At 65.8% G+C, this 13,101-nt stretch carries 11 protein-coding genes; 8 read left to right on the top strand and 3 right to left on the bottom strand.

All coding sequences use genetic code 11. The features are described from left to right. The first annotated feature begins 19 nt into the window (after positions 1–19). Positions 20–1,243, top strand: a complete 1,224-nt coding sequence (locus ACVIYL_RS06665; RefSeq protein ID WP_057015541.1) for a citrate/2-methylcitrate synthase — start codon at positions 20–22, stop codon at positions 1,241–1,243. 60 nt (positions 1,244–1,303) lie between these two features. Here ACVIYL_RS06665 and ACVIYL_RS06660 read toward each other — a convergent pair whose 3' ends face one another. Continuing rightward, positions 1,304–1,966, bottom strand: coding sequence for a DedA family protein (locus tag ACVIYL_RS06660; RefSeq protein ID WP_456778054.1), 663 nt, complete (start codon positions 1,964–1,966; stop codon positions 1,304–1,306). A gap of 292 nt (positions 1,967–2,258) precedes the next feature. Between ACVIYL_RS06660 and cobS the strand changes: the two genes are divergently transcribed. The 5 genes from cobS (at position 2,259) to ACVIYL_RS06635 (ending at position 7,902) form a co-directional block, all read left to right on the top strand. Beyond that, positions 2,259–3,257, top strand: a complete 999-nt coding sequence (gene cobS / locus ACVIYL_RS06655; protein WP_057015539.1) for a cobaltochelatase subunit CobS — start codon at positions 2,259–2,261, stop codon at positions 3,255–3,257. Between the two features lie 3 nt (positions 3,258–3,260). After that, entirely contained in the window at positions 3,261–3,671 is a 411-nt protein-coding gene (locus ACVIYL_RS06650; protein WP_028343272.1) for a GNAT family N-acetyltransferase, read from the top strand. Beyond that, complete coding sequence (gene cobT, locus ACVIYL_RS06645; protein WP_028343273.1) at positions 3,668–5,566, top strand: cobaltochelatase subunit CobT; 1,899 nt, start codon at positions 3,668–3,670, stop codon at positions 5,564–5,566. The genes ACVIYL_RS06650 and cobT overlap by 4 nt, the downstream gene beginning before the upstream one ends. Before the next feature lie 3 nt (positions 5,567–5,569). After that, a complete protein-coding gene (locus ACVIYL_RS06640) occupies positions 5,570–6,652 on the top strand; it encodes an esterase-like activity of phytase family protein (protein ID WP_456778053.1) in 1,083 nt (360 codons plus the stop codon). Between the two features lie 137 nt (positions 6,653–6,789). Then, positions 6,790–7,902, top strand: coding sequence for an NADH:flavin oxidoreductase/NADH oxidase (locus tag ACVIYL_RS06635; RefSeq protein WP_456778052.1), 1,113 nt, complete (start codon positions 6,790–6,792; stop codon positions 7,900–7,902). Between the two features lie 21 nt (positions 7,903–7,923). Here the strand turns inward: ACVIYL_RS06635 and ACVIYL_RS06630 are convergent, their stop codons facing one another. Next, complete coding sequence (locus ACVIYL_RS06630) at positions 7,924–9,435, bottom strand: FAD-dependent monooxygenase (RefSeq protein ID WP_456778051.1); 1,512 nt, start codon at positions 9,433–9,435, stop codon at positions 7,924–7,926. A 55-nt stretch (positions 9,436–9,490) separates the two neighbouring features. On the opposite strand from ACVIYL_RS06630, the gene ACVIYL_RS06625 reads away from it, so the two are divergent. Together ACVIYL_RS06625 and ACVIYL_RS06620 are read left to right on the top strand one after the other, a co-directional pair. Beyond that, positions 9,491–10,129 carry a TetR/AcrR family transcriptional regulator gene (locus ACVIYL_RS06625; RefSeq protein WP_456778050.1) on the top strand — a complete coding sequence of 213 codons (639 nt, stop codon included), beginning with the start codon at positions 9,491–9,493 and terminating at the stop codon, positions 10,127–10,129. A gap of 104 nt (positions 10,130–10,233) precedes the next feature. Continuing rightward, positions 10,234–11,334, top strand: a complete 1,101-nt coding sequence (locus ACVIYL_RS06620) for an LLM class flavin-dependent oxidoreductase (RefSeq protein WP_057015535.1) — start codon at positions 10,234–10,236, stop codon at positions 11,332–11,334. Between the two features lie 66 nt (positions 11,335–11,400). Here the strand turns inward: ACVIYL_RS06620 and ACVIYL_RS06615 are convergent, their stop codons facing one another. Next, positions 11,401–13,083 carry a phospholipase D-like domain-containing protein gene (locus tag ACVIYL_RS06615; protein ID WP_456778049.1) on the bottom strand — a complete coding sequence of 561 codons (1,683 nt, stop codon included), beginning with the start codon at positions 13,081–13,083 and terminating at the stop codon, positions 11,401–11,403. Positions 13,084–13,101 lie beyond the last annotated feature (18 nt).

Here is a 13,101-nt window from a genome sequence, read left to right as displayed (position 1 = left end):
CTTGATTATATAAATCAATATGAAAAAATCCGCCGAGCTTTACCTCTCCGCTCGCGAAGCCGCCGCCGAGCTCGCGATCTCGCCGGCGACCCTCTACGCTTATGTCAGCCGCGGGCTGATCCGCTCAGAGCCGTCGCCGGATTCGCGCAGCCACCGCTACCGCGCCGAGGACATCAGGGGGTTGAAGGAGCGCCGCGTGCCGTCGCCGGAGCCGCGGGGCTTCCGTAATTTCGACGCCGACCTGCCGGTGATGGATTCGGCGATCGCAACCATCACCGAGCAAGGCCCGATCTATCGCGGCGTCAACTGCGTCGAGCTCGCCGAGCGCGACACGCTGGAGCACACCGCGACGCTGCTGTGGGATGTCACCGGCGTCGATCCGTTCGCACCGGACAATTGCCCGCACCTCTCGGACGAAATGCGCGCGATCGCTGAGGCCGCGCGCCGCGCCCAGCCGATCGACCGCACGGTCGCGGTGCTGGCGCTGGCGGCAAGCGCCGATCCCGGCGCCTTCACGCGCGCGCCGGACGGCCGCGCCATGGTCGGCGGCCGCATCCTGCGGCTGCTGGTCGCGACCATGCTGAACGCTGCGCCATCGAACGAGCCGCTGCACGAGCAGGTGGCGCAGGTTTGGACGCCAGGCAACAAGCACGCGCCCGACCTGATCCGCCGCGCGCTGGTGCTGCTCGCCGATCACGAACTGAATGCGTCGACCTTCACCGCGCGCTGCGCGGCATCGACCGGGCTTAATTTGTACGACGCCGTGATCGCGGGTCTCGTCGCGTTGAAGGGACCGATGCATGGCGGTGCCGGCGTGCTCGCCTCGCGCCTCGTCAAGACGATGCTCGACAATGACGTTGCGCCGGTGGTTCGTGAGCGGGTCGCGCTTGGCGAGCGTTTCGCCGGCTTTGGGCACGGCGTCTACAAGAAGGGCGATCCGCGTGCGATCTCGCTGCTCGAAGCGCTGACGCGGGCCGGCGCGCCGCGCAAATTCACCAGGGAAGTGCCGGAGCGGATCGCGGAGGCGACCGGCGAATTCGTCAATATCGATTACGCGCTGGCGGTGCTGGTGCATGCGCTGCGGATGCCAGCGGGCAGCGAACTCGCGCTGTTTGCGATGGCGCGCAGCGTCGGCTGGATCGCACATGCCAGCGAGCAGCTTCAACTCGGCAAGTTGATCAGGCCTCGCGCGCGCTATGTCGGACCGGCGCCCGGGCGGGCGGGAACGACCAACAGCATCTAGCGCATGATCCGGAAAAGTGGAGACCGGTTTTCCGAGAAGATCATGCGCAAGTGAAAGGAATTATTTCGCCGGCTTGGCCGGTTCGATCAGGCTGCCGCCATGCCGGCGGCGGATGGTCCAGGCGACCAGCGCCAGGATCACGGCGCCGCCCGCGACCGCAAACATCCAGAGATGCTTGCCGACATGGCCGTGATGCGGCAGGCCGGCATAGTCGTGCAGCGCGGTGACGGCGAGCACGCCGGGCAGCACATGCGCCGGCGCCCAGAGCAGGATCGCGGGGATGTTGACCGCGTAGAAGCGCGCCGGCGGCATGCCGAGCGCGCCGGCCGTGATCGGCACGAAGGCGCGGATCGGCGGCACGAAGCGGGCGAAGAACACCGCGAGCACGCCCCAGCGGTTGAAGAAGGCCTCGCTCTGCGCCACCACGCGCGGGTAGTTGGAAAGCGGCCAGGCCGACAGTATCTCGCGCTGGCTGCGGTGGCCGATCAGGTAGGCGGTGCCGTCGCCGAGCATCGCGCCGGCGGCCGCCGCGGCGAGCACCGGCAACAGCTTCAATTCGCCGCCCGGCACCAGCGCGCTCAACGCCAGGATGATGGTCGACCCCGGCACCAGGGAGCCGACCACCGGCACCGCCTCCAGCAGGGCGGCCAGAAACAGCGTCAGATAGGCAAGCCAGGCATGGGCCGAAACGAACGCGATCAAAGGGTCAAGGAATGAAGTCACAAAATTCCCATGTGGCGGTGTTATCGATTTGAGAGCTAACAACTCCCCGCCGGGCTGAAAAGTGCCCGGCCCGGGCCGGCCGTCGTGGTGCTGCGGCAAAAGTACGGCGGGATTTGCAGGGCAGCCTTCCAAAAACCGAGTTTCGCTCCTATCTTTATGATAGAACAACGGAACTTTGATTTGCTCGCGGGCTTCTGCCAACCGTTGCTCTCTGCTAGGCTTATGCGAAGCACCCCATCCGCAGCCAAACGATTAATCTGGTTTCGGGAACGCCCGGGACCTCGGAGGATGAATGACGACCGCCGTCCAGACCAAAGCTCAGGAACCCGTCGGCTTGCCCGACATGAAGGTGTCGGTCCGGCAGGTCTTCGGGATCGATAGCGACCTGGAAGTTCCCGCCTATTCCGAAGTCGATCCGCATGTGCCGGAAGTCGACAGCGACTACCGCTTCGACCGCGCCACCACGCTCGCGATCCTCGCGGGCTTTGCCAAGAACCGCCGCGTGATGGTCACCGGCTATCACGGCACCGGCAAGTCCACCCACATCGAGCAGGTTGCGGCCCGCCTCAACTGGCCCTGCGTGCGCGTCAACCTCGACAGCCACATCAGCCGTATCGACCTCGTCGGCAAGGACGCGATCGTGGTCAAGGAAGGCAAGCAGGTCACCGAATTCCGCGACGGCATCCTGCCCTGGGCGCTGCAGCACAATATCGCGCTGGTGTTCGACGAATACGACGCCGGCCGCCCGGACGTGATGTTCGTGATTCAGCGCGTGCTGGAAGTCTCCGGCCGCCTGACGCTGCTCGACCAGAACAAGGTGATCAAGCCGCATCCGGCGTTCCGCCTGTTCTCGACCGCCAACACGGTCGGCCTCGGCGACACCTCGGGCCTCTATCACGGCACCCAGCAGATCAACCAGGGCCAGATGGACCGCTGGTCGATCGTCACCACGCTGAACTACCTCGCCCATGACGAGGAAGTGGAGATCGTGCTGGCGAAGGCGAAGCACTATCGCACCCAGGAAGGCCGCGACATCGTCAACAAGATGGTGCGGCTGGCGGATCTGACCCGCAACGCGTTCGCCAACGGCGACCTGTCGACGGTGATGAGCCCGCGCACGGTGATCACCTGGGCCGAGAACGCCGACATCTTCAGCGACATCGGCTTCGCGTTCCGCGTCACCTTCCTCAACAAGTGTGACGAGCTGGAACGGCCGCTGGTCGCCGAGTTCTACCAGCGCTGCTTCAACGTCGAGCTGCCGGAATCCTCGGTCAACGTGGCGCTCAGCTAGTCCATGCCGAAAATCTCCGTCGAGCGCACAGTCACACAGACGAAGAAAGCGGTGCTCGGCGGATTGCTCCACTACAACAACGAGAAGATGGGGAAGCAGAAGTACAAGCGCTTCGCCATCTCGCTGCGGCAAGGCGACGAGATTGTCGGCGGCATCGTCGGCGAGGTCTGGACCGCGGTGTTGTTCATCCAGTTGTTCTGGATGGAGCAGAAGTTTCGCAACAAGGGCTTTGGCGCGAAGCTGATCAAGGCGATCGAGGACGAGGCGCGGCGCTTCGGAGCGACGCGATCCTATCTGGATACGATGAGCTTCCAGGCGCCGGGCTTCTACCGCGCCAACGGATATAAAGAGTTCGGTTCGATTGAGGGGTATCCCGGCGGCGTAACGCGCCATTGGTTTACGAAATCGCTATGACAACCTCCAACATCAAATTCCGTCCCGGATCCAAGGAAGCGCCGACCGAGCCGTTCAAGCGCTCGGTGTCGGCGTGCCTGAAGGCGATCGCCAAGAAGCCGGAGCTCGAGGTCTCCTTCGCCGCCGAGCGCCCGGGGCTTGCGCCCGGCAAGGCGCGGCTGCCGGAGCCGGCGCGCAAGATGACCAAGCGCGATGCGGCGATCGTGCGCGGCCACGCCGATTCGATCGCGCTCAAGATCGCCTGTCACGATCCCAAGGTGCATCGCAAGCTGATGCCGGGTAATCCGCAGGCGCGCGGCGTGTTCGAGGCGGTCGAGCAGGCGCGCGTCGAGGCGATCGGCTCGCGGCGGATGGCGGGCGTCGCGAAGAACCTCACCGCGATGCTCGACGATCATTTCCACCGCGGCAAGTATGACGAGATCACCGACCGCGCCGACGCGCCGCTGTCGGATGCGCTGGCGATGCTGGTGCGCGAGCGTCTCACCGGCATGGCCCCGCCCGCGGCCGCCAAGAAGATGGTCGATCTCTGGCGTCCGACCCTGGAGGACAAGATCGGCTCGCGGCTCGACAAGCTCAGCCGTTTCACCGAGGACCAGGCGAGGTTCGGCGACCTCGTCCATGATCTGCTGTCGGCGCTCGATCTCGGCGACGACCGCAACATGGATTCGGACGATGACGACGACCAGGACGAGAATCAGGACGGCGAGAGCGATCAGTCCGGCGCCGAGGGCTCGCCCGACTCCGACGCCGCGCAGGAGATGAGCGCCGACCAGGCGCAGACGTCAGCGGAAGAGATGAGCGAAAGCGCGATGGAGAGCGCGCAGGCCTCCACGTCGGACACGTTCGACGACGGCGAGCTCGGCGACGACGAGACGCCGGGCGAGGCGACGCGGCCGAATGCGCGCGGACAGAACGAGCCGCGCGGTCCGGAATATCACGCCTTCGCGCCGAAGTTCGACGAGGTGATCGCCGCCGAAGACCTTTGCGATCACGACGAGCTCGAGCGGCTGCGCTCCTATCTCGACAAGCAGCTCGCGCATCTGCAGGGCATCGTGGCGCGGCTCGCCAACCGCTTGCAGCGTCGGCTGATGGCGCAGCAGAACCGCGCCTGGGATTTCGATCTCGAGGAGGGCATCCTCGATCCGGCGCGGCTGTCGCGCGTCGTCACCGATCCCTATCATCCGCTGTCCTTCATGCATGAGAAGGAGGCGACCTTCCGCGACACCGTGGTGACGCTGCTGCTGGATAACTCCGGCTCGATGCGCGGCCGCCCGATCACGGTCGCCGCCACCTGCGCCGACATTCTGGCGCGCACGCTGGAGCGGTGCGGCGTCAAGGTCGAGATCCTCGGCTTCACCACGCGCGCCTGGAAGGGCGGGCAGTCGCGCGAGGCGTGGCTCGCGGCCGGCAAGCCGGCCAATCCGGGCCGCCTCAACGATCTCAGGCACATCATCTACAAGTCGGCTGACGCACCCTGGCGTCGCGCGCGGAAAAACCTCGGGCTGATGATGCGCGAAGGCCTGCTCAAGGAGAACATCGACGGCGAGGCGCTCGACTGGGCGCACAAGCGCTTGCTCGCGCGCCCCGAGCAGCGCCGCATCCTGATGATGATCTCCGACGGCGCGCCGGTCGACGACTCCACGCTGTCGGTCAATCCCGGCAACTATCTCGAGCGGCATCTGCGTCACATCATCGACGAGATCGAGACCCGCTCGCCGGTCGAGCTGATCGCGATCGGCATCGGTCACGACGTGACGCGCTACTATCGCCGCGCCGTGACCATCGTGGACGCCGAAGAGCTTGGCGGCGCCATCACCGAAAAGCTCGCCGAGCTGTTCAGCGAGACCCACGGCTCGGCGCCCGCGCCGGGCATCCGGCGCCGCCTCCACTCGTGAGACATGCGCTCGTCCCCTAGCCGCCGCCGTTTCCTCCAGGGTATGGCGGCGGGGCTGTCGGCCGCCGCATTGCCGCGTCTTGCGCAGGCGCAGAGCGCGACCCAGCCGCCGGCAACGCCGAGGCCGGCTGCGAGGCCGAGCCCCTACCGGGTCAACGAACCGGTTTCGATCGACGTCAACGCGCGGCCGCTGCCGTCGTTCGACATCCGCGACCGCGCGCGCACGCGGTTCGGCGCGCTGGAATATCGCAGCGGTCTGATCCTGACCTCGTCGTTCTCCGGCTTCGGCGGCCTCTCCGCGCTACGGCTCGATGCCAAGGGCGAACGCTTCATCGCGGTCAGCGACCAGGGCAGCTGGTTCACCGGCCGCATCGTTTATCGTGGCCGGGAGATGGTCGGGCTCGAGGATGTCGAAGCGGCACCGCTGCTCGGCGCCGACGGCAGGCCGATCACCGCGACCCGCGGCTGGTATGATTCGGAATCGCTCGCGCTCGACGGCTCGTTCGCCTATGTCGGTCTCGAGCGGGTCAACCAGGTGCTGCGCTTCGATTTCGCCAAGGGCTTTACCCGCTCGCGCGGCGAGGTGATTGCGCTGCCGCCGGCGGCACGCAAGCTTCCCAACAACAAGGGGCTGGAGGGGCTCGTCTTCGTGCCGAAAGGCCAGCCGCTTGCCGGTACGCTCATCGCATTCTCGGAACGCGGGCTCGATGCAAGCGGCAATTTGGTCGCCTTCCTGGTCGGCGGCAAGACGCCGGGCCAGTTCAGCGTCCGTCGCAGCGAGAATTTCGATATCAGCGACGCGGTCCTGCTGCCGTCGGGCGGCCTGTTGATTCTGGAGCGGAAATTCTCCTGGTTCGGCGGCGTCGGCATCCGCATCCGCCGTCTCGCGCTGTCCGATATCGCGCCCGGCGCCGTGGTCGACGGCCCCGCGATCTTCAATGCCGATCTCGGCAACGAGATCGACAATATGGAAGGCATCGACGCCCATGTCACGGAGGAGGGCGAGACCGTACTGACCATGGTCTCCGACGACAATTTCTCCCTGATCCAGCGCAATCTGCTGCTGCAGTTCACGCTGGTGGACTGAGGGCGCCGGCCCGGAGGGACCCCGTCAGGACATTGCTGATCTGCGCCCCGGCCTGCGCGGCCATCCGGACGGTTGGTGATCGGCCGTGCTGCCTCTATCTTAACCGGGCCCTCTCCCCGATCCCGGATATCCGCCGCATGAGCACCCTGTTCTCTCCGATCGAACTGCGCGACCTGAAACTCTCCAATCGCATCATGGTCTCGCCGATGTGCCAGTATTCGGCCGTCGACGGCTCCGCCAACGACTGGCACTTCACCCACATCAACATGCTGGCCCTGTCGGGCGCGGCGATGTTCTGCATCGAGGCCACCCATGTCGAGGATATCGGGCGGATCACGCCCGGCTGCCTCGGTCTTTACAATGACGCCAACGAGGCGGCGCTGAAGCCGATCCTGGCCTCGGTGCGCAAGCATTCGAAAGCGGCGGTCGCCATGCAACTCGCCCATGCCGGCCGCAAGGCGTCGAGCCAGCGCCCCTGGGAGGGCGGGCAGTTGATCCCGATTGCCGAAGGCGGCTGGCAGACGGTCGGACCATCTGACGTCCCGCACAAGGAAGGCGAGGCCGCGCCGGTGGCGCTCGACGACGCCGGCCTGACGCGCATCCGCGAGGCCTTTGTCGCGTCGGCGAAGCGCGCCGACCGGCTCGGCATCGATGCGCTCGAGCTGCACGGCGCGCACGGCTATCTGCTGCACCAGTTCCTGTCGCCGATCGCCAACAAGCGGACCGACCGCTATGGCGGCTCGCTGGAAAACCGCATGCGCTTCCCGCTCGAAGTGTTCGATGCCGTGCGCGCCGTATTCCCGGATCACAAGCCGATCGGCATGCGGGTGTCGGCGACCGATTGGGTCGAGGGCGCCTGGGACCTTGCGCAGACCATCGAGTTTGCCAGGGAGCTGAAGAAGCGCGGCATCGACTGGATGGATGTCTCCTCCGGCGGCGTCTCGCCGTTGCAGAAGATCCCGCTCGGGCCGGGCTACCAGGTGCCGGCGGCGCTGGCGGTCAAGGAGGCGACCGGCGTTACCACGATGGCGGTCGGCCTGATCACGGAAGCGAAGCAGGCGGAGGAGATCGTCTCGTCCGGCAAGGCCGATATGGTCGCGCTCGCCCGCGGCATGCTCTACGACCCGCGCTGGGGCTGGCACGCTGCCGCCGAGCTCGGCGGCGAGGTGAGCGCACCGCCGCAATACTGGCGCTCGCAGCCCTCGACGCAGAAGGCGCTGTTCGGCAAGACCACGTTCGGGACGCGCTGACAGCGCACCTCGCTTGCGAGGTCACGGCATGGCGGGCCCGAACCAGCGCGTCAGCGCGGCGTCGAGGCCCGTCGTGTCGGCGTCGTCGGCCGCCCAGGCGATGCAGGCATCCGGGCGGATCAGCAGCGAAGCGCCGCTACGTCGCGGCACGCATCGCACGAAGATATCCCAGCGTGCCGCGATCGCTGACGCGGCTCCATCAGTCGCATCGACCAGCACGGCCCTGCCGTCCTCCATCTGATCGAACAGGGTTGTTTCCGCGCCGTCGTCGCCGAGAGCAAAATTGCCGGAGAGCCGGCCGATCGAGGGATGGTCGCTGCCGAGATCGTAACGGATCCTGACGCCGCTGATCATTTCGCCGAAATAGCGGGTGCCCTCGTCAAGGCTCATCAGGTCAGCAACGATCTCGCGCAGGGCGTCCGTCATGACATCAGGTCGCATCAATGCGACCTGGGCGCGTGTGTTGGCGAGCACCCTTGCCGCGATCGGATGCCGCTCTTCGGTGTAGCTGTCGAGCAGGCTTTCGGGCATGCGATCGCACACGACTGCCGCAAGTTTCCAGCCGAGATTGACCGCATCGAGCAGGCCGAGATTGAGGCCTTGTCCGCCGAATGGCGAGTGCACATGCGCCGCATCGCCCGCCAAGAGGACGCGGCCCCTGCGATAGCTGTCGGCCTGCCGCGCATTGTCGGTGAATCGCGTCGCGGTCTTGACGGCGGTGACGCGAACGTCGGCCCCGCTGATCCGGCGCAGGGTGGTCTCGATCTCCTCGCGCGTGACCGGCGCGCTGCGATCGGCCGGCGGCCCATCGAATTCGGCCAGGAACACCCGGCCAGGAATCGGTCCATACGCCATCATGCCGACCGGCGTCCGTCGCCAGCCGACCGGCAGAAGCCGATCCGGATGATCGAGATCGACGATGGCCTGGTGTCCCGTGAGGGTCGGTTCGGTGCCGGGGAATGCGAAGCCCGCGCGCTTGCGCACGGCGCTGCGTCCGCCGTCGCAGCCGACCAGATAGGCCGCGTGCAGCGTGGCATCGCCGGACGCGTCCCTGGTCCGCGCCACGACGCCGTCGCCGCTATCCTCGAAATCGATCAACTCGCAGCCGCGCCTGATCTCGATGCCGAGCGCGTGGGCGCGCTCGGCGAGCATCGTTTCCAGGGCTTGCTGGTTCACCCCGCGCAACCGCCGGTCCGGCTCGCGCTGACGCGTCTGGTCGATCAGGAAAATGCCCGAGAAGTGACCGCCGAATTTCTTGAACGGCAGTTCGCTCGCATCGCCCGCGCCCTTCATGAGCCTGGACATGCTGTCCGCCATGCTGCGTTCGACCGCATTCATCGCGTCGCCGAGGCCGCGGCGCTCCAGTGCCTCGCCTGCCAGCGCGCCGATCGCGCCGGCCTTGATGGTCTGGTCGGGCTCGGTCAGCCGCTCGATCACGATCACGTCGGCGCCGCCCAGGGTCAGTTCGATCGCCAGCAGCAGTCCGGTCGGCCCGGCACCGACCACAACCACATCGGTTCGTTCACGCGTCACGCCGTCACCATAAAATTATACTAAGTATAATATTTACTATGGTACAAATTCCCGCATGTCAAATCAGGGCGGATTGCGCGAGCGGAAGAAGGAGGCGACGCGCCAGGCGATCTCGGATGTCGCCACCGAGCTGTTCCTGGAACGCGGCTTCGACAATGTTTCGGTGGCCGAAGTCGCCGAGGCCGCCGAGGTCTCCCGGATGACTGTGTTCAATTACTTTCCACGCAAGGAAGACCTGTTCTTCGACCGTGAAGAGGAAAGCCGTCAGTTGCTGCGGGCCGCCTTTGCCGAGCGCCCGGCCGGCGAGGCGCCGATCGCGACGCTCCGCAAGCTGGTGCACAGCCTGGCGGATCGCGTGCATCCGTTCGCGAAATTCACCGACGCAACGGCGAAATTCTGGCGCACCGTCGCCGAGAGCCCGGCGCTCTCGGCGCGGGCGCGCGAGATGCGTGACGAACTGGTCGATGATCTCGCAACGGTGCTGGCGGCAGCCATCAAGCGCCCGCTCGCCGATGCCGATGCCCGGCTTGCCGCGTCGATGGTGGTCACGGCGCTGACCGTCGCCTATGCGGAAGGGCTTCGCGAGCACAAGGCCCGCAGGTCGGCTGCGTCGTCACGCGAGACCTTCCTGCGGATCATGGAGCGAAGCTTTTCCGGTATCGCGATCATGCTGAAGGATACGCCCTACGCATAGATCCGGGGCGAGCTGATGCGACAGGGCCATTGTTCTGCCGCAGCCCGGGCAGGTACTCTCGAAGCGCGTGCGCAAGACACGCATCGAACAAAGAGAGGAAACCCATGGAACTCGGATACTTCGCGATGCCGTCGCATCCGCCGGAGTGCGGATTGAAGGAGGGCCACGACTGGGACCTGCAGGTGCTGCGCTGGCTCGACGAGCTCGGCTATCAGGAAGCCTGGATCGGCGAGCACCACACCGCACCCTGGGAGCCGCATCCGTCGCCTGATCTGTTGATCGCGCAGGCGCTGCTGCAGACCAAGAACATCCGCATCGGACCCGGCGGCTTCCTGCTGCCGTATCATCACCCGGCAGAGCTCGCCAACCGCGTCGCGATGCTCGATCACCTCTCGAACGGGCGGCTCAACTTCGGCGTCGCGGCCTCCGGGCTGCCGAGCGACTGGGCCATGTTCAATGTCGACGGCATGTCAGGACAGAACCGCGACATGACCCGCGAGGCGCTCGAGATCATTTTGAAGATGTGGACCGAGCCGGCTCCCTGGACCCACAAGGGCAAGTTCTGGACCGTGACCAAGCCGGACACGATGTTCGATTTCCTCAAGCCGCATATCAAGCCTCAGCAAGCGCCGCATCCGCCGATTGGCGTCGCGGGGCTCTCCAAGAATTCGGACACGCTGAAGCTCGCCGGCGAGCGCGGCTTCATTCCGATGAGCCTCAACCTCAACCCGGCCTATGTCGGCAGCCACTGGGACTCGGTGGAGGCGGGCGCGGCCAAGACCGGCCGCACGCCGAGCCGCAAGGATTGGCGAATGGTGCGCGAGGTATTCGTCGCCGACACTGATGAAGAAGCATGGAAGCTGTCGACCGGCGACATGATGGGCCGGATGATGGGCGAGTACTTCCTGCCGCTGCTCGGCCACTTTGGTTTCAAGGATTACCTGAAGGCCTCGCCCGACGTGCCGGACAGCGACGTCACGGTCGAATATTGCGCGCGCAACAACTGGATCGTCGGCTCGCCCGCGACGGTCACCGAGAAGATCGAGCAGATCTACCAGGAGGTCGGCGGATTCGGCGTGCTCCTGGTGTTCGGCTTCGACTACAAGCACAAGCCGGAAGCCTGGCACAATTCGCTGCGGCTCCTGAAGCAAGAGGTGCTGCCGCGGCTGAAGCATCTCGACGCCTCGGTCGGCCGCGCGGCGTAGGTTTGGCGGAGAGGATAACAAGGGGCAGCGGTAACGCTGCCCCGTGTTCACGACGGATCGCCGGCGTCAGGTGGTGCCGAGCCAGAACCGCGTTTCGGTTTCCGCCCAGCCCTTGCCGATGCGGTTGCTCAGCCAGGTGTCGCTGCGCTTCAGACCCTTGTCCTTCTGGCCCTCCGGCGTGTTGCGCCAGGCCTGCCAGCGATACTGTCCGTAGATGCTGACGATGCGCGCGGCATAGGTCAGCGCCAGCTGCGAATCGCCCCTGATGATGACGAGGTTGTCGTCGTTCTTGGTGCTGGCGCGGTCGGAGAAATTGTGCGAGCCGGTCATGACCACCGGGTTCTTGCCGGCCGGATCCAGCACGATCACCTTGCTGTGCACGGCGATCATGAATTTGCCGGTGTTCTTGATCTCGTGCTCCCACCAGTCCGCGGTCTTGTCGATGCCGGCGGGCCGGATCACGTCGGCGATCTGCTTGCCCTTGAAGACCTGCTGCTGTCCGTCGCCGGCCAGGAGCTGCAGCTGATCCTTCGGGCTGTCCTTGCCCTGCGCCGGGAAATTGTTGAGCACCCCGCGCACATAGAGCTTCTTGTCCTGCGCCTTCTCCAGGATCGGGCCGAGCAGGCCCTTGTTGCCGGGATTGAGCATCAGGCACACCGCGCCATGCTCGGTGTCCTCGATCATCTTGGTGGCTTCCTTGAGGTCGCCGCTCCTGGTGGTGGGCGTGAACCAGACGCTGAGCTTCGACTTGCCGATGGTGAAGGGCCATTCGTGATCGCCGGCCACGGCCAGCGCCTTCGGCGACTTGCTGCCGTCGGCGTAGATCGCTTTCCAATGGTCATGATAGGCCGCCGCGACCTTGTCGTCGGTGATCTCGAGCCCGTTGTTGTTCTGGGTGCACAGTCCGGTCCGGGTCCAGTTGGTGCTGCCGGTCCAGACCACCTTCGGCTTCTGCGCGCCGTCGCAGAACACCGCGAACTTGTTGTGAGCGTAACGGCTCGGCGCGATCTTGCGGCGGACGATGTCGACGCCGGCCTTCTTCAGCACGTCGGCGTTCTTCTCGGTGTCCTTGGCGGTGGCGTCGGCCTTGCCTGTGCTGTTGCCGAGCACGACGTGCGCCTTGCCCTTCATCGCGGTCAGCGCGGCGATCAGCTCGGGGTCGTTGAGCTCGTAGAGCGCGAGATAGACGTCGCGCTTGCTCTTCTTGGCATCGGCCAACAGCGCCAGCAGGCGGGCGCCGAGCTGGCCCTTGAGGAAGTCGCGGATCTTGTTGCCCTTGGTCGAGATCGCCTTCTCCAGGGTTTGCGCCGGCTTCTTGTCCTTGCCGATCGCGCGCGACAGCCATTGCGCCGAGATCGTGCCGCGGTTGAACCATGGCTTGAGCGGGCCCGACGGCATTGCGGAGACGTATTCGGTCCATGTCGCTGGCGCACTGTAGGCGGGCTTCACCTTGGCGGCGCCGTCCTTGAGAACCGGAACGACGCCATAGCGGACCGGCGTGTCGGTTGGCGCCAGGAAATCGGTCCAGTTCGTCTTCTGCACCGGCCATTCGGTGCTCGGCCGATGTTCGCCCGGCTTGTGATCCTGCGCCTGGTCCTCGAACCCGACCCAGGTGTCGACCACGGTTGCACTTTTGCCCTGCTGCTGACGATACAGCGCAAAGCCGAGGCAGTCCGGGATCATTGCCGCGACCTCCCAGACCACGAAGATGCCGTCGGTGGTCGGGAACGCCTGAATTGTGGAAATCATGGTGATGCTCCCAATCCC

The sequence above is a fragment of the Bradyrhizobium sp. USDA 3315 genome (genome assembly GCF_054056795.1).
The sequence above is the reverse complement of the archived record's forward strand: the minus strand, read 5'-3'. Positions and strand labels throughout refer to the sequence as shown.